Consider the following 20,758-nt stretch of genomic DNA (forward strand, 5'->3'; position numbering starts at 1 on the left):
ACAGTATTTGGATAAACATTTCGTACAGTTTCAATCTATTCTAATACTTTATCTTTCGTCTCTGGGACACATAATAGCATTGTAACTAAACCGATTGGATAGATAATGAAGATGAGAGATAATGCTCCCATTAAATTACCACCTGCAGCAAGTAAGCCGATAATAACAGGTCCAAATCCAGCTAACCCACGTCCTGTACCGAAAATAAAGTTCTCTGCTGTCGAGCGAGCTTCAGCAGGATAGTTTTCAGCTAAAATTGCTCCGAATCCCCCCATCATGCCATTGGCAAAGAATCCAAGCAATGCACTTCCCCATAACAATGATGTTGAGTCTGTGAATAAGAAGAAGTAAATGAGACAGTATATAGTACCACCGACATAATAGATTGTAAAAGTTTTACGGCGACCAATTTTATCGGCTAGAATACCAAAAGTCGCAATTCCAATTAGCATGCCGATCGTAGAGATGAACATCCAGCCGCTCGCTTTTGCTAATGTGTAGTTATATTTATTCGCTAAAATAGTTGGCATCCATGTGAAAATTCCATAATATCCGAAGTTCTGGATGAATGACATAATAATAAGACCAATTGTTGTTATCGTTACTTTTTTATTGGCAAATAACCTTCGAAGTGGGAACTTTTTCATTTGCTTTAGTTGTTCTGCCTCAGTAGTTGTTAAATTACCTTTAGCTTCTTTTTGTAATAATTCTTTTTTGTATCGTTGTTTTTGTTCCCATATTTTCGGTTCACTTAAACTTTTACGGATGTAAACAGCTAGTAGAGCGGGAATGAGTCCAAATAAGAAAACAGCTCTCCATCCGAAATGCGGGACGATAAATGCCGGAAGAAGTGAAGCGACTAGTACGCCAAATTGCCATCCAAGTGCAACAACGGATGTCGCCTTAGCGCGCATTTCTTTAGACCATGTTTCAGTTACGATGGCCATCCCAATCCCGAATTCACCACCAACTCCCATTCCAACTAAAAAGCGAAGAATTAATAATTGCCAATAATCTGTTGCGAAATAAATAAGTGCTGTTGCTAGTGAGAATAGTAAGATTGTGAAGGCCATCGTACGGATACGCCCAAATAAATCAGCAATAAATCCAAATAAATAAGACCCGATTAGCATTCCTATTGTGGTAGCTAATGTTAAGTTTCCACCTTCAACAGGGCTTAAATGAAATTCTTTTAAAATGTAGACGAGTACGAAAGATAAGAGCAACATGTCTAAACCTTCTGCTGCATATCCTAGCGCAGAACCAAACAATGTTTTATATCTTTTCTCTTTCGTCTCCTCTGTTGATGATTGTACATTAGTAGTGACGTTCATCATTACTCCTCCTTATTTTCTTCTACAGTCACTATGGAAGAATAACAAAAGGCCTTCTCACCTGATATGATGAGAAGGCCAAAAAAGCATACGTATCCCTAAAAAAGACCATACGTATAGTATATTCCGACTTCCTTCTCAACCTCACGGGGTTGGGTTAAAGGACTGTATTATATTACTTTATTTTTAGCACTCTTCTGTTAGATTGTCAAATAAAGAGGGGATAGTTATGTGTAAAATATTTCAAAAAACATTTCATTCTCCTTGACGCACGCTTCATTATTTTCCCATAATAAAACTAACTAATATAAAAAGGAATGAATCACAGATGCTAAATTTAGTACTTATGATGATTGAACGCGTCGGACTTATTGTTATTTTAGGATTTTTACTCTCTCATATTAAAACGTTCCGGCGTCTTCTTCATAAGCAAGACGGATATGTAGATAAGTTTAAGCTTATTTGTATTTTTTCAGTGTTTACAATTGTAAGCAATTACACAGGGATTGAAATAGCAGGAAATACTATTATGAATGAAAATTGGTTACAAGGTGTTTCATCATCCAGCACAATTGCGAATACACGAATCATGGGTGTTGGAATTAGTGGATTGCTTGGCGGTCCTATCGTCGGGATTGGAGTAGGTTCTATTGCGGGTATTCATCGTTATATGCTTGGCGGGACGACGGCAGTAAGTTGTGCAATTTCATCAATTTTGGCTGGGATTATAACAGGTTATATTGGATACATTTTCAAAAAATATAACCGTACTATTACTCCTAAATTTTCTGCGATTTTAAGTGTTTTTATCGTTACTTTAGAAATGCTTATGATTCTATTAATTATAGAAGATGGACTTAGTGTTGTGAAAACAATTGCGCTACCGATGATTCTTGTAAATAGTTTTGGCAGTTTCATTTTACTTTCGATGATACTAGCTATTTTACGACAAGAAGAAAACGCAAAAGCTTTGCAAACGCATAAAGTATTACGAATTGCTGATAAGACGTTACCATATTTCCGCCAAGGGTTAACAGAAGAGTCTTGTAAACATGTGGCACAAATTATTCACCGCTTTACGGGAACAGATGCGGTATCCTTAACAGATACAGAGGAAATCTTAGCTCACGTTGGATTAGCATCAGATCATCATATTCCTTCACACAGTTTAATAACAGGTTTATCAAAAGAAGTATTAAAAACAGGGAAAATAATGAAGGCAAAATCACGTGAGATTATTAATTGTCAACATGAAGGGTGTCCATTACAAGCAGCAGTTGTTATTCCATTAACTTCACATGGAAATACGATAGGAACATTAAAACTTTATTTTAAAAACCCTAATCAATTAAGTCGTGTTGAAGAAGAGTTAGCGGAAGGGCTAGCGAAAATATTCTCCACACAGCTTGAGTTAGGTGAAGCTGAGTTACAAAGTAAGTTATTGCAAGATGCCGAAATAAAAGCGTTGCAAGCACAAATCAATCCGCATTTTTTATTTAATGCAATTAATACAGTATCAGCTTTATGCCGAACAGATGTAGAGAAAGCGAGAAAATTATTATTGCAGCTTAGCGTTTATTTTCGTTGTAATTTGCAAGGGGCACGACAATTACTTATTCCATTAGAACAAGAGTTGAATCATGTATATGCATATTTATCGTTAGAGCAAGCGAGATTTCCGAATAAGTATGAAGTGAAGATGTACATTGAAGAGGCACTAAAGGTGACTTTAGTTCCACCATTTGTGCTTCAGCTATTAGTTGAAAATGCATTGCGCCATGCTTTTCCGAAAAAGCAGCCAGTGTGCCAAGTCGAGGTACATGTGTTTGAAAAAGAAGGGATGGTTCACTTTGAAGTAAAGGATAATGGACAAGGGATTGAGAGTGAACGTCTAGAGCAATTAGGAAAAATGGTAGTTCCATCAAAGAAAGGGACGGGAACAGCCTTATATAATATTAATGAACGACTTATCGGGTTATTTGGGAAAGAGACAATGCTTCAAATTGAAAGTGAATTAGAGCAAGGGACAAAGATCCTCTTTGTGATTCCGAAAAAAGTAGAGGAGGAAAAACGGAGTGTTAAAAGTATTAGTAGTTGATGATGAAATGTTAGCACGGGATGAATTGAAATATTTATTAGAGAAAACAAAAGAAGTAGAGATAATTGGTGAGGCGGATTGTGTAGAGGATGCATTAGAAGAATTAATGAAAAACAAACCAGATATTGTTTTTCTAGATATTCAGTTATCTGATGATAATGGATTTGAAATCGCAAATATATTAAAGAAAATGAAAAACCCACCTTCAATTGTGTTTGCTACTGCCTATGATCAATATGCATTGCAAGCATTTGAAGTAGATGCGTTAGATTACATTTTAAAGCCATTTGATGAAGAACGTATCGTACAGACATTAAAGAAATATAAAAAACAAAAGCAAATAAAGTTAGAAACAAAGCAAGATGTAAAGAGTGTAGATGTAACGGCCGAGATGCATAAATTAGCATTACCAATTGAAGAATCGATTGTACTCGTGAATATTGAAGATATTATATATGTAGGACTTGTGGACGGAAAGGTGACAGTAAAAACGACGAGAGAAACATATGTAACACACGATACACTTGTAATTTTGGAAAAGAAGTTGCCGCAAGCAAGTTTTATGCGTGTTCATCGTAGTTTCGTTGCTAATATTAATCATATTTCTGAGATACAGCCGTGGTTTAATTCGACTTATAACTTAATTATGAAAGAGGGATCCAAAGTCCCGGTTAGCCGTACATATGCAAAAGAACTTAAAAAGCTACTTCGTATTTAAGAAGTAGCTTTTTGTATTTCGTCTGCCTATTTTTGCAACTAATTTTGTATATTTGACGTTCTGTTATGTAAACGCTTACGGTTTTGTTTTTATCTTATACAATAAAGGTACCAAATCGAAAGAGGTGGCCAAAATGAGTACGAAAAAAGTATATAGTTTCTTATCACAAGCATTCATATTTTCAGCTATTATGTTAGTTTCTAATATTATTGCAACGCATTTACCAATTCCGATGCCTTCATCGGTGATCGGATTAGTTATTTTATTTAGCCTATTATGTTTAAAAGTTATTAAATTGGAACAAGTTGAATCGTTCGGAACGGCCTTAACAGGTATTATCGGATTCCTTTTCGTTCCATCAGGTATTTCGGTTATTAATTCTCTCGGTGTAATGGGACAATATTTTGTACAAATTTTAACTGTAATTGTTGTCGCAACAATTATTTTACTCGCTGTAACAGGATTATTTGCACAATTTATTTTAGGAAAAGACGATAAAGAAATAGAAGATACGAAAGAATTGAAAGTAGTAAATAAAGGACGCAAGCACGGAAAAGTTGCGTAACCAATTTAGTATATATTGTTAGGAGGGAATGAACATGGCAAGCACAATGACTCCATATTTCGGAATCGTCGTTTCATTAATCGCATACGGAATCGGAACATTATTATTTAAGCATTCAAAAGGATTCTTCTTATTCACACCATTATTCGTAGCGATGGTATTAGGGATTGTCTTTCTAAAAGTAGGTAACTTTACTTTTGAAGAATATAATACTGGCGGAAAAATGATTAGCTTCTTCTTAGAGCCAGCAACAATCGCCTTTGCAATTCCATTATATAAACAAGTTGATAAGTTAAAAAAATATTGGTGGCAAATTTTATCGGCTATTGTGGTTGGATCTATTTGTTCAGTGGTTGTTGTGTTCATTGTCGCAAAAGCAATTGGTCTAGATACAGCTGTAATGAACTCAATGTTACCGCAGGCAGCAACAACAGCAATTGCATTACCAATCTCTGAAAGTATCGGTGGTATTCCAGCAATTACATCATTTGCAGTTATCTTTAATGCTGTTATCGTATACGCATTAGGAGCTTTATTCTTAAAAACATTTAGAGTTAAACATCCGATTGCTAAAGGTTTAGCGCTTGGAACAGCAGGACATGCGTTAGGGGTTGCAGTAGGTATCGAAATGGGTGAAGTAGAAGCAGCTATGGCCAGTATCGCTGTGACAGTGGTTGGTGTCGTAACAGTGGTGGTTATTCCAATGTTCATGCCGTTTATTGGATGATAAAACTTACTAAAAAAAATATAAAAGCAAGTTATTTGTAGGACGGATTTCTACTGATAGCTTGCTTTTTATGTTACAGTAGTGGTAAGACCTATTGAAGGATAAAAGTTTCCTTAAATCTTCATTAATACTACGTATAATGCGTTCTGAAATAGGTCATTGTATTGTAAAATAAGAAATAACATAATATATAGCACAATTAACGGGTGGTTAGGGTTGAATATAAATTGCTCGCAATGGCTTTAATATTAAAGGATAATTATAAGTAGAAAATAGAGAGAGATCTACTTGTTAACGTTTTACTTTATAGGACAGGAGAGAGTACTCGTCGATTATGCAAATAAAAAACCTGTTTCAAAGCAAAGGATTTCAGAGGTTAATCGTATTAGTATTACTTGCTCTCATATTGTATGGGATGCAAAGTATGTTAAATTTAATTTTAATTACGTTTATGTTGACGTATTTAATGGATCGATTCCAAAAGTTTATTTCTCGTAAATTAGATCATTTCATGCCAATTAATCGAAAAATTATTATAGCGCTTTTATATGTAATGTTAGTGGCGGGAATTGCCATTACGCTATTTAAATATTTACCGGTATTAACAATACAAATTTCACAATTGATTTATCAATTTAATGTATTTTTAAGAAATCCACCTGATAGTGAATTAATTAAGTATGCAGTTAATGCTGTTAATCATATGGAGCTTTCTAAATATGTGGGGCAAGGCGTAGACATTTTGTATAAATCTATTACGAATGTTGGGAAATTTGGCCTTCAAGTTTTACTTTCTGTAATTTTAAGTTTATTTTTCTTACTTGAAAAAGCACGTATCGTTGCTTTTACTTCGAAATTTAAAGAAAGCCGACTTGCAATTTTCTATAATGAAATAGAGTATTTCGGAAAGAAATTTGCACGTTCATTTGGAAAAGTAATCGAAGCACAATTTTTAATTGCAATTGTTAACTGTGTTTTATCTGTTATTGCATTATGGATATTAGGATTCCCGCAATTACTAGGTTTAGCGTTAATGATTTTCTTGCTTGGTTTAATTCCAGTGGCGGGTGTTATTATCTCGTTATTCCCACTCTGTATGATTGCTTACAATATTGGCGGTATTATGTATGTCGTTTATATTGTAGTTATCGTAACAGTAATTCATGCACTTGAGAGCTATGTATTAAATCCGAAGTTTATGTCTCAAAAAACAAACTTACCAATCTTCTACACATTTATGGTATTAATTTTCTCTGAGCATTTCTTAGGTGTGTGGGGACTTATTATCGGTATTCCAATCTTCATTTTCTTATTAGATGTCTTAGATGTGACAAGTGATGAAATGGAGAAGGACGTTGAAAAAAATAAATTGAAGTAAAGAAAAAGCATCGATGTTCGATGCTTTTTCTTTTATAACATGACGTTCCTTATGCCATACTGTAAGGAGAAGATAGAATAGGGGTGAAATAATGGCTGTAAATGAAAAGATAGAGTTAGCTACGTTTGCCGGAGGGTGTTTCTGGTGTATGGTTTCGCCATTTGAAGAGATGGAAGGGATTATACAGGTTGTTTCAGGCTATACAGGTGGCCATAAAGAGGATCCAACGTATAAAGAAGTGTGCTCGGAAACAACTGGGCATTATGAAGCAGTACAAATTACATTTGATGCAAATAAAATGCCATATGAAGAGTTATTAAATATATATTGGAGACAAATTGATCCGACTGATATAGGAGGACAATTTCACGATCGTGGACAGTCTTACGAAACGGTAATTTTTTATCATAATGAAGAACAACATAAAAAAGCAGAGGCTTCAAAAGAAGTGCTTGCAAAGAGTGGGCGCTTTTCAAAGCCAATTGCGACAAAACTATTACCAGCTTCTACATTTTATTCAGCTGAAGAATATCATCAAGGGTATCATAAGAAAAACACATTCCGCTACGAGTTATACCGTAAGGGCTCAGGACGAGATGCGTTTATTAAACAACATTGGCCAAAAGATAATACTCATTTAAAAGAAAAACTCAATGAGATGCAGTTTTATGTAACACAGGAAAATGGTACAGAACCACCATTTCGAAATGAGTATTGGAATCATAATGAAGAAGGTCTTTATGTAGATATCGTTTCAGGAGAACCGTTATTTACTTCTTTAGATAAGTTTGATAGTGGGTGTGGATGGCCGAGTTTTACGAAACCAGTTATGTCAGCTAGTGTGAAAGAAAAAATGGATGTTAGCCATAATATGACGCGTACGGAAGTGAGAAGTAAAGAAGGAGATTCACATCTTGGGCATGTATTTCCAGACGGCCCAGGACAAAACGGCCTTCGTTATTGTATTAATTCGGCAGCGCTACGCTTTATTCAAAAAGAAGATTTAGAAAAAGAAGGATATGGTGATTTCCTAATCTTGTTTGGGAATAAAAAATAACCTCGCAGTCAGCGAGGTTATTTTTTTATTTTACTTTTTTCTTTTTAAATTTGCTTAATGCTTCATAAACGATTGGAACAATAAGAAGTGTTAATAATGTTGAACTTGTTAATCCACCAATTACTGTTACGCCAAGTCCTTTAGAAATTAAGCCGCTACCTTCAAATCCTAATGCAAGCGGGATAAGAGCCCCGATTGTTGCAATTGCAGTCATTAAGATAGGACGCAGGCGTGTTGTACCAGCTTCTAATAATGCTTCACGTGTTGATAGGCCGTCATTTTCTTTATGAATAACACGGTCAATGAGCACGATTGCGTTCGTTACAACGATACCAATTAGCATAAGAGCCCCAATCATTGCAGATACGCTTAACGTTTCGCCAGAAATTAATAAGGCAACGAGTGCACCAATGATTGTGAATGGTAGCGAGAATAAAATTGCGAATGGTGCAAGGGCACCGCCAAATGTAACAACAAGAACGAAGTATACAATGGCAATCGCAGCTAACATCGCTAAGCCAAGTTGCTTGAATGATTCTTGAATATCTTGTGTAACACCACCCATAGAAACATCTATACCAGAAGGAAGATCCATTTTATCTACTTCTTTTTGAACAGCGGCAGATGCTTTTGAAACGTCATCAGATGTTAGTTTTGCACTAACTTCCGCATAAACACGGCCATCACGATGTGTTACTGTGTTAGAAGTTTCACCTTCTTTTACAGTCATAACATCTTTAACAGCAACTTCATTACCAAGTGGTGTTGTAATTTTACGATTTGTTAAGTCATCGATCGTTTCATAGTTTTGTTTTTCAGTTTCTACATATACATTTATATCTTTATCATCTTTTTTAATTGTTGTAAGAACAGGGCGGTCATGTTGATTAGAAAGTCCCATTCCAATTTGAGCAGCAGTTAGCCCCATTTTACTTAACTTTTCTTGATCAGCGACTAAAGTATATTCTGCATATGTTTTTGCAACACTAGAGTCTATGTCTTTTAAATCTTTATTTTTCTTCATGATATTTTGAATGTCTTTCACGACAGGCTTAATTTCTTCAGAGCTATCTCCATAAACGTATAGCTTAATTTCGTTACTACCGCCACCTGCTCCGAAATCTTGGTTTTTCCATTCACCTTTTCCAGACATCTTTTGTAAATCTTTAACGACTTGTTCTTTCTCTTTTTCAAAGTTTTTCGTATCGTTATCATATTGAACGAAGAACATCGCTTGATTTGTTTGACCAGGGCTCATTGGGTTTTCGCCGCCTAATGAGAATTGAATCGTTTTGACGTCTTTTTTATCTTGGAAATGCTTTTCAGCTTTCGTTGCAATTTTTTCAACGTCGTCTAACGTTTGACCTGGCTCAGGTTTGTACGTTGCGATAATCATTTTTTCTTCTTCAGATGGTAAGAAGCTGACACCGATGATTGGTACAAGTGCAAGGCTGCCTACTAATAGGAGGACTGTGATACTTGATGTAATAATTTTATGGTTTAACGCCCATTCAAGTATACGTTTATAGCCGTTTGCTAATTTGCTTGGTTTTTCCTCATGATGTACTTCTTTTTCTCTCATGCTTTCCTTCTTAAATAAGGAATGTGCTAGCATCGGCACAATTGTAACTGCCACAAGTAAGGAAGCAAGTAGGGCAAAAACAATTGTTAAAGCAAATGGTAAGAACATTTCACCAATCATACCCTTTACAAGCCCAAGAGGTAAGAATACAGCGATTGTCACAATTGTAGAAGACATAATCGGGATAAACATTTCTTTCGTAGCTTCACGAATTAAATCTTTCCCACGTAATTTCTCTTCTGATAAAGACATACGTCGGTAAATATTTTCAATAACAACAATTGAGTCATCAACAACGCGTCCAATAGCAACTGTCATTGCTCCAAGTGTCATAATGTTAAGGGTAATATCCATTTGTTTTATTACTAAAACTGCAATTAATAAAGAAAGTGGTATAGAAACGACAGAGATTAGTGTTGTTCGAATGTTTCGCAGGAACAACATAATAATAACAATCGCAAAGATAGCACCGAAAATAGCTTTGCTAAGCATTGTTTCGACTGATTTTTCAATAGGCGCACCTTGATCGAATGTTGAAATAATCTCTAAGTCTTTATATTTTTTCTCAAGGTCTTTTACTTTATCTTTAACTGCATTTACAACATCAACTGTATTCGCATCAGCAGCCTTCACAATTTGAATACCGATTGCTTCTTTTCCATTCGTTCGAGAAATGGATTCCGCTTTTCCAACTTCTTTAATATCAGCAATCTCTTCTAATGTAACCGTTGGTATGCCATTCATAGCGGCCGGATTCATCTGTGGTGCTTGTGTTCCAGCACCAGCGTTTTGACTACCTTGACCATTCGGTGATGAAGGGATAGCTGGAATTTTTAATTCTTTTAATGCTTTAATTGTTGTAATGTTACCATCGACAACAACTGATTTTTCCGTATCTTTAAATGTATATAAGCCAAGTGGTAACGATACGTCCGAACCTTTAATCATATTTTTTACAGTATCTTCACTTAAACCTAATTCTTTCATCTTATCTTTTTTGAAGACAAGCTGTACTTCATCTACTTGTTGACCTGCGATTTGAACAGATGCGACACCATCAAGTCCTTTTAATCCAGGAACAACATTTTTTTCTACATTTTCTGTTAAGGCAGCTAAAGATTCATTTTTACTCGCTACGCTTAATGAAATAACAGGAAAGGCATTAAAGTTTACTCGTGAGACTTTCGGGTCTTTCACACCTTCTGGCAGTTTCACGTTTGCGAGCGATTCTTTAATTTCCGTTTCGGCTTTTTCCATATTTTTATCAAAATCATATTCTACCTGAATAGAAGATGCGTTTTGATAAGATGATGAACTAACAACGTTTACACCGCTTAAATTTTGGAGTTGCTCTTCCATTGGTTTTGAAATTTTATCGGCTACTTCTTCTGGTGTAGCACCAGGATAAACCGTGGTTACTGTTACAATAGGCGTTGTAATATCAGGAATTGTCTCCAGCTTCATATTGAGTCCAGAATAAATACCCGCAATAGTAACAATAATGGTTAGTAGCCAAACTGCGAACTTATTTTTTAACGTGAAATTGATGATTTTGTTCATGTTTGCGCTCCCTTTTTATTATATTGACCAATCGGTCAGTCTAATACATAATATAACTGACCGATTGGTCAGTCGTCAATGAAAAGAGATGGTATAATAAAATCAAACTGTAAGTAGTCGGTTTCCTATTCTTTTTCTGATCATTGGCTTTTACTAACCGAATTTTATAGATGGAAAGGCTTCTATATAAACCATTTACTCCATTAAATTTTATATGGGGAGTTTTATTTTCAGTTAATGTGGAATAAAATCAAGTTTGAATTTACATAAGATGCGAGATTAAATTTAGGAGAGAGAATATGAAAGAAAAAGAGCGCTTAATTATAGAGATGGCTATGAGGTTATTTGCAACTAAGGGTGTAAATGCAACGTCAGTACAAGAAATCGTAACCGCATGTGGTATATCAAAAGGAGCTTTTTATTTATATTTCAAATCAAAAGACGAGTTATTATTGGCCACACTTCGATATTATTATGACAAGATTCAGAAGAAAATGCTGGATATTGAAAAAGAATCTTTATTACCACGTGAAAAATTTGAAAAACAATTATATTGTCAGTTTACTGATGTGCAAAAACATAAAGAATTTATTATTATGCATGCAAGAGAAAATGCAATTCCGTTTAATAAAGAAGTAGAAGAGTTTATGATGAGGATGAAATTAGAGTCTCATGCATTTTATCGGAATAGCTTACTGTCCATTTATGGTGAAAAGGTTATTCCATACTTGTTAGATCTAGTAATTATGGTGGAAGGGATATGCCGTGGGTATTTAGAATTAATTATTTTAAATGCGCCAGAAATTGATTTGTCCTATGTTTCAGCTTTTATTTTAAAAAGGATAGACAATTTAGTAGAGGGGCTTCTAGAATCTTCGGAGGAACCTGTTCTACATGAAGAGAGACTTGGAAAATTTCTTTGCAGTTCCGAGCTTATTAAGGAACAGGTGAAGGAACATTTTTTAAGTGAAATTATTGTATTTAAACGAACATTAGCCGATCAACTGGAAAATGATGAGGTTTTAGTCACTTTAGATGTTTTAGAATCTGAAATGAGAGTTCAAAATCCGAGGATTCCAGTTATTCGAGGGATGTTAGCGAATTTGGAAGCGTATAATGATTTGAATGATTTTAGATTGAGGTTAGCCCGATATTACTATATAAATTGAGACTGTAATCAGTGGGATTCTAATCCCACTGATTACAGTTGAAAATAAGTTTTTATTTTACATTTTGAAATTTATACATGTCACCATAAACGTTGGTGTCATTGTATATAAACAATACAATATCTGCATTTTGTTCTTCTAGTTGCTGTTTCACATTTTTTCCTTGCGTGTAACGAGGATCAATAAAAGTTGTTTTAGCAAAATTACGTGCAAATAAAGGATATGTAGCATCAGCATACGAATCTTTTAAGATAACAAGGTGTAAATCGTTGTCTGCCTTTTCATTAATGATGTTTATTTCAGGGAAATCCGTTTGATAAACACTAGCATATCCAGGGGCCGGAATATCTTTTTCTTTTCCGTAAAACTGAGTCATAGATTCCTTAGCAGTATCCTCTTTAATAGCACCATAGTAAACTGTGTAGTCGTCCCAAGATTCACCCGAATTATAATGGAAATATGGAATTTGTACAGATGAAGTATCAATTAAGCGGTACAATTGATTATTCCAGCTGCCAACAAACTTTCCTTTCGGTTTTTCCCAGTTAATGGTGTAGTCATCTTTCTTTATTGGTTGTCCTTTATATTTGTTTGAATGAGAATTAATAAAATTCATCGTATCCTCATATGCATAAAAGGCACCTTCCATATTCCAATGATGGTCTGTAGTTAAATACATTCGTTCTAGTTCTTTGTTGGTAAATCTTTCTTTAAACATTGGTAATACATCAATAATAGGGAATTTAGTTTCTGCCAATCTCTCAGCAAGGTGATCCCTAAGTATTTGTTCGTACCCAAGATTTAGGTAAGAGGGAAGCTTATATTGTAACGCTGTTTGCTTACTAGGAACTAAAGAAAAATAAAATTCTGTTTGTGGAAAATCTTTTTTCAAAGTATTTAATTCATGAACCCCAGCATCAACATCATTTAAATGATTTTCCATATTAGGTCTATTAAAAATAAATTGATCGTTTGTAACATGAATGTTGTTTACGAATGTTCGATTCATAGACAGTTGGAACTTTATATAACTTTCAAGAAAGAAATCTCTAGGTCCAATATGATCTGTAAAATGTGTTTCGATACCTTTAAATAATTCTCCAGTTTTTATAGTGGAAGCACTTACAGCAGGTCTAATTGCTAAGTTTCTGTTCTCAAATTCAGAAAATGTCTTTTTATCTATAAGGATAACTTTTGCTGTCCAAATACCCACTCCAAAAATAACTGTAAGAAACCCCATTATTAAAGTGAGGTTTTGAAATTTCTTCATAGTGAACCTCCTTTAAAAACGGAAATAAATAAATGGATTATAAGTTGCATTTGTTAGGAATACTAAAACAATGACTAAAATACTTAAATAATAAATTGGCGATAAAACAGCAAATCTTTTTGTTGATAACACTTTTTGTAACCATGGAAATACGGGCGCTGCAGTAATAATAGCTAATAGGAAAATGCCCCAATAATTCATTATATAGAAATAACTATTAATGTCTGTTAACGGACCGTTAAATCCGAACATGGATTTTAAAAATTCAAGGCAATAACTGAAATTATCTGCGCGGAAAAATACCCATCCAATAATAACTAAAAACATAACGTAAATATGTTGGAGAGGACTCCATAATTTTTGAAGTAGGTTTTCAAGTCCTGCTTTTTCAAGTGCAATTAGAACGCCATAATAAATACCCCAAATCATAAAGGTCCAACTGGCACCATGCCAAAAACCGGTTAATCCCCATACGATGAAGAGGTTACGATAAACTTTCCAAGTTGTAACGCGATTTCCTCCAAGAGGAATATAGACATAATCGCGGAACCAAGAACCGAGCGAAATATGCCAACGACGCCAAAATTCAGAAATGGATTTTGAGATATATGGATAATTAAAGTTTTCTAGAAAATCAAATCCAAACATCTTTCCTAATCCAATTGCCATGTCGCTATACCCAGAAAAATCAAAGTAAATTTGTAGTGTATAGGCAATGGCTCCCATCCAAGCTAATGATACACTCATATCAGAAGGATTCATTGCGAAAATCTCATCGGCTATAGCACCTAATTGGTTAGCAATTAAAACTTTTTTCCCCAAGCCAATAATAAAACGGCGAACTCCTTCAGAGAATTTTTCGGCATCAACAGTTCGCTGGTGTAATTGGTGAGAGATTGTATTGTAACGAACAATTGGTCCTGCTACTAATTGTGGAAATACAGTAAAGTATAAAGCCAAATCAAAGATATTTCGTTGAGCATCGACTTTTTTCTTATAAATGTCGATAATATAACTCATCGCATGGAACGTGAAAAATGAAATACCAATTGGTAAAGGTATTTTTTCAAGAATGATATTGGTATGGAAGATAGAATTAATATTATCCACTAAAAAGTTTGCGTATTTAAAATACCCTAAAATAGCTGTGTTCATTACAATTGCAAATGTTAATAATAGTTTTCTTTGCCCATTTGTGAAGCGACTATTCCCTAACAAGATACCAAACCAATAGTTAACAAAGATAGAGAACAGCATTAGGAAAACATAGATGGGTTCGCCCCAAGCATAAAATACTAAACTAAAAAATAATAAAACTATATTTTGTAGTTCTTTGCGTACAGCATAATAAATTAAGAGTACGGCGGGTAAAAATAAACATAAAAAGACAAGGTTACTAAATACCATTTCAATTAATTCCTTTCCTATTTTATCTAAATAATACCAAAAATTTCTTCTAAATGTAAGAATATAAAATTTAGAAGATTATTTACATTTTTAATTTCTTTATATTGTGAGAAGTTCTCTTAAGTGGTGAGAGAGAAAAGAATCTTTGTTTATAAAAAAAGGCCGTCCCTAAGTACCTTTTAGGAACGACTCTTTTTACTGACATTAAATAATTTAGTTGTTTTTTTCTGCCCACTCTTCAACATTCCAAGTTTTTGTGATCCAGCCTTCATAAAATTCTGGTTCGTGACATACAAGAAGGATTGTCCCTTTATATGCTTTCAGAGCTTTTTGAAGTTCTTCCTTTGCTGTAACATCAAGATGGTTTGTTGGCTCATCGAATAGGATCCAGTTACTTTCTTCACCCATTAGCTTACATAAACGAACTTTTGCTTGTTCGCCACCACTTAATTGATTTAGCGGACGAGAGATATGCTCATTTTTCAATCCACATTTCGCTAACATTGCACGAACCTGATGTTGGTCCATGCTAGGGAATGTGTTCCAAACGTCATCAATTGGTGTTATATTATCAGCTTTTACTTCTTGCTCGAAGTATGCAGGCTCTAAGAAGTCACCAAGACTTGTTTTGCCGCTTAAAGGTTTAATTTTTCCTAAAATCGTTTTTAGTAATGTTGATTTACCAACACCATTACAACCAACGATGGCAATTTTTTCACCACGTTCAATTGTCATTGATAGCTTTGGTAGTAATGGATGTGTATATCCAATTTCTACATCTTCGCCTTCAAAGACGAAACGGCTACTTGCACGACACTCTTTAAATGAGAATTCTGGCTTAATTGCTGTTTCCGGGCGATCAATACGCTCCATGCGATCAAGTTGTTTTTGACGACTTTTTGCACGACCTGTCGTTGAATAACGAGCTTTGTTCTTTGCAATAAAGTCTTCCTGTTTTTTAATAAATTCTTTCTGTTTTTCATAAGCATTTATATGTTGATTTTTATTAATTTCGGCTAACTCTAGGAATTTTTCGTATGTCGCTGTATAGCGCGTCATTTTTGTAAATTCTAGATGGAAAATAACATCAACGCATTTATTCATAAATTCCGTATCATGAGAAATTAATAAGAATGCATGTGGATATTCTTTTAAATAATTCGTTAACCAATGAATATGTTCAACGTCTAAATAGTTAGTAGGCTCATCGAGTAATAACACTTCTGGTTGCTCAAGTAATAGTTTTGCAAGTAATACTTTTGTACGTTGCCCACCACTTAGTGCTGAAACATCACGATCTAAACCGATTGCATCAATTCCAAGACCTCTTGCTGCCTCTTCAATTTTCATATCTAGTAAATAGAAACCACCTGCTTCGAGAGCATCTTGTATTTCCGCCATCTGCTCAAGAAGGTCCTCTAATTCTTCCGGTGTTGCCGTTCCCATTTTTTCTGCAACTTCATTTAAAGCTTTTTCTTTTTCAAATAAAGGTAAAAACGCGTCAGCTAATACATCACGAATTGTGCGACCAGGTGTTAAAATTGTATGCTGGTCTAAGTAACTGTAATTTGTACCAGGTGTCCATTCTACACGGCCTTCATCATGGATAAGTTGACCAGTAATAATATTCATAAATGTTGATTTACCAACACCGTTTGCACCGACTAATCCGACATGTTCTCCTGCTAGTAAACGCATGGATACATCTTTAAATAATGTGCGATCGCCAAATGTATGGCCTAGTTTTTCTACTGTTAATAAGCTCATAGTATCCTCCGTCCAACTTGAAATAGTACCTTGAATCATGATACTAAATTATTGAGTATAATGCTATCCTTTCAAAATGTATCTTTTTTCAAGAATTATTTTGCGTTAATTTTTTTTGGAAATATAATAGTAAAAAAGTTACTTCTATTTACAGAAGTAACTTTTTTACTAAGCTTTTTGTTTTACTTTACTAACTTTTTTTTCTGCTACAATGAAATGTGGTCTACGCTTTGTTTCATAATAAATACGACCGATGTATTCACCGATAACCCCTAGGAAAATGAGTTGAATACCACCGATAAATAATATGGCAGAAATTAATGTAAAGTATCCTGGTACATCGACGCCGCTAACGGTAATTTGAATAAATGTAGTGATTACATATAAAACAGCTAAAAGCGTTGTTAATAATCCAAGGTATATAGATAATCGCAATGGTTTATTGTTAAACGAAATTACACCATCTATCCCGTAATTTAATAACTTAGAGAAAGTCCATTTACTTTCTCCGTCAGAACGTAATACATTTTCGTATTCAATAATTTGTTCTTTGAAACCAATCCAAGAAAATAAACCTTTTGAAAAACGATTGTATTCAGTTAGAGATAGTAGTGAATCGACTGCACTTCTACTTAAAAGTCTAAAATCACCGATGCCATCTACTAGCTCAATATCAACGAATTTATTCATGACTTTATAATATAAGCTAGAAACGAAAGAACGTACTGGTGAATCACCCGTTCTAGTTCGCTTTGCAATTACTTGATCATAGCCGTTATTATAGCCGTCTAACATATCTTTTATTAGTTCGGGTGGATGTTGTAAATCAGCATCCATAATAACCACAGCGTCGCCTGTAGCGTACTTTAGACCGGCAAGCATAGCAGCTTCTTTTCCAAAATTCCTACTAAATGATATATAATGCACACTTGAGTCTGAATCGGCTAGGTCACGTAGAATTTCTAGTGTATTATCTTTACTTCCATCATTGACGAAAACAAATTCATAATCAGTAGTTAGCTTATGAATTTCAAGAGAAGTCTCTGAATAGAAGGCTCTGAGTACCTTCTCCTCATTATAACAAGGTACTACTATTGAAAGGGTCATGTTAGGACCTCCTTAGGTGTAATTTTAAAATGGGCATGAAGTAAAAATTGAAGCAATTATCTTCAACTTTTACTTCACTTTATTTTAATAACTTTTTTTAAAGCGACTTTTAAATTTTTTATATCGATCCTTATCTCCAAGAACTAGAAGCGAGATACAAATGATAAATGAAATGATAGAAATAACGAGACCCATTTTGAAATAAGGTGTGACGTATTTCATTTCAACTACATGCTGCCCTTTTGAAATAGGAACACCAATAAAGGAAGAATTAGCCTTCGTAAACTCAGTTTCTTTACCGTCAACCTGTATTGACCATCCTTTACTATACGGTACAGATAAATATAGTAATCCATCTTTAGTAGAATTAATATTACCTTTTAAGTAGTTACCTTTATAGTAAATATTTTGTAGGCTATTTTCTTTTAAAGTATTCACTTTTTTCGGGACAGTTTTATAGTTGGTACTGTTGACTTGTAAGTCTTTCAACTCATATTGACCAGGAGTAGGGATCGAAATGATTAGCTCAGTTGGCTTCGCATCTTTTCCTAAATTGTAAACAAATCTTTCTAACGGGTAAGCATAAGCTCCATCTTCATTACCTTTTATCATAGATTTGTCATTCACAGTAACCCCAAATGATTCCTTATTTATATTTCTAATTTTAATTTCAACAAGGAGATCACCTAACATATCGGTATTATCAACAGGTACTATTATACGCCCATTTTCATGAACAGTGAGTATATCTTTCTCTTTATCTATATTTTCCCACTTAATTTTATTTGGATTAATCTTAATTTGTTTTGAATCTAGCTGTTTTGTATTAAATTGTTTTAACGGAAGACTTCCAACATTATCTACAACTACAGCATCTAATAAAAGTTGATCTCTCTCAGCAAAATTAAGTTTTGAAAATTCTTCATCACTTATTCCAGCTTCGTATACATAGCCTAATGGCAGTGCAAATTCGTTTTTATAAATGTTGTAAGGACCTACTTGTTGTAAATATTTATAAGCATACGGAATATCAGTTTTATTAGCACCTTCACTTAATACATAATATTTTACCCCTAGCATGTTCTCAAGGAATAGTCGTTTATCTAACTGGAAGAACATAGATGGACTATCATATCCTTGGAAAACATTGTACTTATTTTTCATAAAGTCATGAACATCAAGATTGACTAAGCTTTGATAAGTACTTGTACCATGATAACCTTGCAGCATCGGCGTATTCTTATAATTATTGTTTGGATTGATAATTCGATAAAAATCTTTATCTTGATTTTGTATATAACGAATTGCGTCAATTTCATCCTTATTATCGAGACCTGGACCATGTAATGATTCTTTTGTTGCGCCTGCTTGATTAAAGTGTTTACTAAGAGCTGTATCTGAATAGATGTAATTAATACATATTACATTGACCAGTACATTCAATATAATGAAAGATTGTAAGACTGCTTTTGATAAATAGCGCCATAGTAATATTGTAATAATAGATAAAACAGTAGTACCAATTAAAATTTTATCTATTGTTTCTAGTGGTTGTCCGTTTATATTTACTTTTCTATAGAATGCGTAAATAAATAGTGCTGTTGCTAGCAAAGGACCTATTAAAGGGTTGACCTTCTTTTTGTTAAGTAGCATCCAATCTAAAACGTAGGCGGCAGTTTGCGCAACTACAAATGCAAATAAGTAAAACCATCTGTATTGCATAGCGGAAAAGCCATTAAATACGGAATACGTATATGGAAGCATATATAGAACTAACATAAACCCAGTAAAGAGTAACTTATTTGTGACAAGTTTATTGCGTATTAGAAGCGCACTTGTAATAAGGAAGAGGATGAAAACTGGGAATGCGAGCTGATAATCCTCTGTATTATTAATGAAAAAGATACTTTCCATTAAGTTTTTATAAAACGTATCTTCAAAAAATAATGGAATAGTAAATTTTGTAGCTAGTCGATCTGAACTAAATACTCCATTTACAGATGGTATAAAGCAAACAGCGGCTAAACCTAGTGATAAAGAATATAGGAAAGCAATTCTAATATAATAAGTTATAAATGTTTTAATTGTTTTATTCTGCTGTGTAGCAAAATATTGGAAAAAGGCATAAATATAGATGAAAATACTAGTAATGAAAGCGAAATAGAAATTTGATGCAAGCATAAGTGCTGTTGCAAACAGGAATAATCCCTTTTTTCGCTCTAAAATATATTTATCTAATCCCCATATTACTAAAGGTAAAAACACTATAGCATCTGCCATGAAATCCCATAATAAAGAATGGCGAATAAAAGTCACACATCCTCCATATATAATGGCAGAAATGAAAGAAGAAAAAATAGTTTTATTATGATAACGTAAAGAACCATACATGAATAACATCGCTAATGTACTTTTTAAAATACTCATATATAGCTTCATCTCAAAGATTTGGTCAAAATTTAGTTTAGGAAGTAGAAGCGTAAGCCAGAAAAATGGTGCTGTACTATAGTAATAACTAAATTCCCCGAATAAATCTCCACCTAAGCCATAATCCCAAGACCAAAATAAATTCCCATCTTTAAATGCATGTTGTAAAAGGAATGTAAAGAAGCTGAATTGTGATAATGCATCTCCCGTACTAGAAAATACATTGTCTGATTTTAAGAAAAAGTAATGAAAAGCAAATGCACATATTATTAATAATGGAATGATAATAAGTGTGCTTTTAGTAAAAAATGTTCTTTTATTTCCCTCTGAAGTCATTAAATGAATAAGCCTCCCCAATACAATTATTAAGATTTAATCCGTATTCTCCATATCTAGATATTGTTTTATAATGAAGAAAAACTATGGACGAATCGACGATTTTTAACGGTAGTAATAAAGTTTTCTGTTGTGTAATTTATGGTGTAACGAGTTAATGTTTGTATAGAAGATTAACTGCGAATTGCTTTAATACTAGGTGTTGTACATCTAGGGCTGTTCGTTTCCAAGTATAATCATTCCAGAAAGGCAAGTC

Annotated in this window: 14 protein-coding genes; 7 read left to right on the plus strand and 7 right to left on the minus strand. The window is 34.0% G+C overall.

Annotated features, from left to right (window positions below; genetic code table 11):
* Window positions 1-35: 35 nt before the first annotated feature.
* Window positions 36-1,334, minus strand: coding sequence for an MFS transporter (locus DET63_RS05850; RefSeq protein ID WP_113936128.1), 1,299 nt, complete (start codon window positions 1,332-1,334; stop codon window positions 36-38).
* 328 nt (window positions 1,335-1,662) lie between these two features.
* On the opposite strand from DET63_RS05850, the gene lytS reads away from it, so the two are divergent.
* From lytS to msrB, 6 genes are all read left to right on the plus strand, one after another.
* Complete coding sequence (gene lytS / locus DET63_RS05855; RefSeq protein WP_113936129.1) at window positions 1,663-3,432, plus strand: two-component system sensor histidine kinase LytS; 1,770 nt, start codon at window positions 1,663-1,665, stop codon at window positions 3,430-3,432.
* Window positions 3,410-4,150, plus strand: a complete 741-nt coding sequence (locus DET63_RS05860; protein WP_113936130.1) for a LytR/AlgR family response regulator transcription factor — start codon at window positions 3,410-3,412, stop codon at window positions 4,148-4,150. Before lytS ends, DET63_RS05860 begins: the two co-directional genes overlap by 23 nt.
* Before the next feature lie 133 nt (window positions 4,151-4,283).
* A complete protein-coding gene (lrgA, locus tag DET63_RS05865; RefSeq protein WP_002068680.1) occupies window positions 4,284-4,715 on the plus strand; it encodes an antiholin-like murein hydrolase modulator LrgA in 432 nt (143 codons plus the stop codon).
* Between the two features lie 34 nt (window positions 4,716-4,749).
* A complete protein-coding gene (gene lrgB / locus DET63_RS05870) occupies window positions 4,750-5,442 on the plus strand; it encodes an antiholin-like protein LrgB (RefSeq protein WP_000168872.1) in 693 nt (230 codons plus the stop codon).
* A gap of 334 nt (window positions 5,443-5,776) precedes the next feature.
* On the plus strand, window positions 5,777-6,820 hold the full coding sequence (locus tag DET63_RS05875; RefSeq protein WP_113936131.1) for an AI-2E family transporter: 1,044 nt from the start codon (window positions 5,777-5,779) through the stop codon (window positions 6,818-6,820).
* A gap of 91 nt (window positions 6,821-6,911) precedes the next feature.
* On the plus strand, window positions 6,912-7,877 hold the full coding sequence (gene msrB, locus DET63_RS05880) for a peptide-methionine (R)-S-oxide reductase MsrB (RefSeq protein WP_113936132.1): 966 nt from the start codon (window positions 6,912-6,914) through the stop codon (window positions 7,875-7,877).
* A 25-nt stretch (window positions 7,878-7,902) separates the two neighbouring features.
* On the opposite strand, the gene DET63_RS05885 is transcribed toward msrB, so the two are convergent.
* Window positions 7,903-11,019: an efflux RND transporter permease subunit gene (locus tag DET63_RS05885; RefSeq protein ID WP_002034974.1), complete on the minus strand. Its 3,117-nt coding sequence runs from the start codon at window positions 11,017-11,019 to the stop codon at window positions 7,903-7,905.
* A gap of 299 nt (window positions 11,020-11,318) precedes the next feature.
* On the opposite strand from DET63_RS05885, the gene DET63_RS05890 reads away from it, so the two are divergent.
* Window positions 11,319-12,188, plus strand: coding sequence for a TetR/AcrR family transcriptional regulator (locus tag DET63_RS05890; RefSeq protein ID WP_113936133.1), 870 nt, complete (start codon window positions 11,319-11,321; stop codon window positions 12,186-12,188).
* A gap of 52 nt (window positions 12,189-12,240) precedes the next feature.
* On the opposite strand, the gene DET63_RS05895 is transcribed toward DET63_RS05890, so the two are convergent.
* The 5 genes from DET63_RS05895 to DET63_RS05915 all read right to left on the minus strand — a co-directional run bounded on the left by DET63_RS05895 (window position 12,241) and on the right by DET63_RS05915 (window position 20,502).
* Window positions 12,241-13,458 (minus strand): alginate O-acetyltransferase AlgX-related protein, encoded by a 1,218-nt coding sequence (locus DET63_RS05895; RefSeq protein WP_113936134.1) that lies wholly within the window; start codon window positions 13,456-13,458, stop codon window positions 12,241-12,243.
* A 12-nt stretch (window positions 13,459-13,470) separates the two neighbouring features.
* Window positions 13,471-14,865 carry an MBOAT family O-acyltransferase gene (locus DET63_RS05900; RefSeq protein WP_113936135.1) on the minus strand — a complete coding sequence of 465 codons (1,395 nt, stop codon included), beginning with the start codon at window positions 14,863-14,865 and terminating at the stop codon, window positions 13,471-13,473.
* 213 nt (window positions 14,866-15,078) lie between these two features.
* Window positions 15,079-16,632 (minus strand): ABC-F family ATP-binding cassette domain-containing protein, encoded by a 1,554-nt coding sequence (locus DET63_RS05905; RefSeq protein ID WP_113936136.1) that lies wholly within the window; start codon window positions 16,630-16,632, stop codon window positions 15,079-15,081.
* Between the two features lie 168 nt (window positions 16,633-16,800).
* The gene (locus tag DET63_RS05910; protein WP_000175832.1) at window positions 16,801-17,739 is read right to left on the minus strand and encodes a glycosyltransferase family 2 protein; all 939 of its coding nucleotides are present in this window, start codon (window positions 17,737-17,739) and stop codon (window positions 16,801-16,803) included.
* Window positions 17,740-17,823: 84 nt separating this feature from the next.
* Window positions 17,824-20,502, minus strand: a complete 2,679-nt coding sequence (locus tag DET63_RS05915; protein WP_113936137.1) for a YfhO family protein — start codon at window positions 20,500-20,502, stop codon at window positions 17,824-17,826.
* Window positions 20,503-20,758: the final 256 nt, after the last annotated feature.

This window comes from Bacillus sp. DB-2, from assembly GCF_003315125.1.
GTDB classification, from domain to species: Bacteria; Bacillota; Bacilli; order Bacillales; family Bacillaceae_G; genus Bacillus_A; species Bacillus_A mycoides.

Excerpts from the sequence above, each read along its gene's own strand:
- DET63_RS05850 (WP_113936128.1), bottom strand. The coding sequence starts at position 1,334 with ATGAACGTCACTACTAATGTACAATCATCAACAGAGGAGACGAAAGAG.
- lytS (WP_113936129.1), top strand. The coding sequence starts at position 1,663 with ATGCTAAATTTAGTACTTATGATGATTGAACGCGTCGGACTTATTGTT.
- lrgA (WP_002068680.1), top strand. The coding sequence starts at position 4,284 with ATGAGTACGAAAAAAGTATATAGTTTCTTATCACAAGCATTCATATTT.
- lrgB (WP_000168872.1), top strand. The coding sequence starts at position 4,750 with ATGGCAAGCACAATGACTCCATATTTCGGAATCGTCGTTTCATTAATC.
- DET63_RS05875 (WP_113936131.1), top strand. The coding sequence starts at position 5,777 with ATGCAAATAAAAAACCTGTTTCAAAGCAAAGGATTTCAGAGGTTAATC.
- msrB (WP_113936132.1), top strand. The coding sequence starts at position 6,912 with ATGGCTGTAAATGAAAAGATAGAGTTAGCTACGTTTGCCGGAGGGTGT.
- DET63_RS05885 (WP_002034974.1), bottom strand. The coding sequence starts at position 11,019 with ATGAACAAAATCATCAATTTCACGTTAAAAAATAAGTTCGCAGTTTGG.
- DET63_RS05890 (WP_113936133.1), top strand. The coding sequence starts at position 11,319 with ATGAAAGAAAAAGAGCGCTTAATTATAGAGATGGCTATGAGGTTATTT.
- DET63_RS05895 (WP_113936134.1), bottom strand. The coding sequence starts at position 13,458 with ATGAAGAAATTTCAAAACCTCACTTTAATAATGGGGTTTCTTACAGTT.
- DET63_RS05900 (WP_113936135.1), bottom strand. The coding sequence starts at position 14,865 with ATGGTATTTAGTAACCTTGTCTTTTTATGTTTATTTTTACCCGCCGTA.
- DET63_RS05905 (WP_113936136.1), bottom strand. The coding sequence starts at position 16,632 with ATGAGCTTATTAACAGTAGAAAAACTAGGCCATACATTTGGCGATCGC.
- DET63_RS05910 (WP_000175832.1), bottom strand. The coding sequence starts at position 17,739 with ATGACCCTTTCAATAGTAGTACCTTGTTATAATGAGGAGAAGGTACTC.
- DET63_RS05915 (WP_113936137.1), bottom strand. The coding sequence starts at position 20,502 with ATGACTTCAGAGGGAAATAAAAGAACATTTTTTACTAAAAGCACACTT.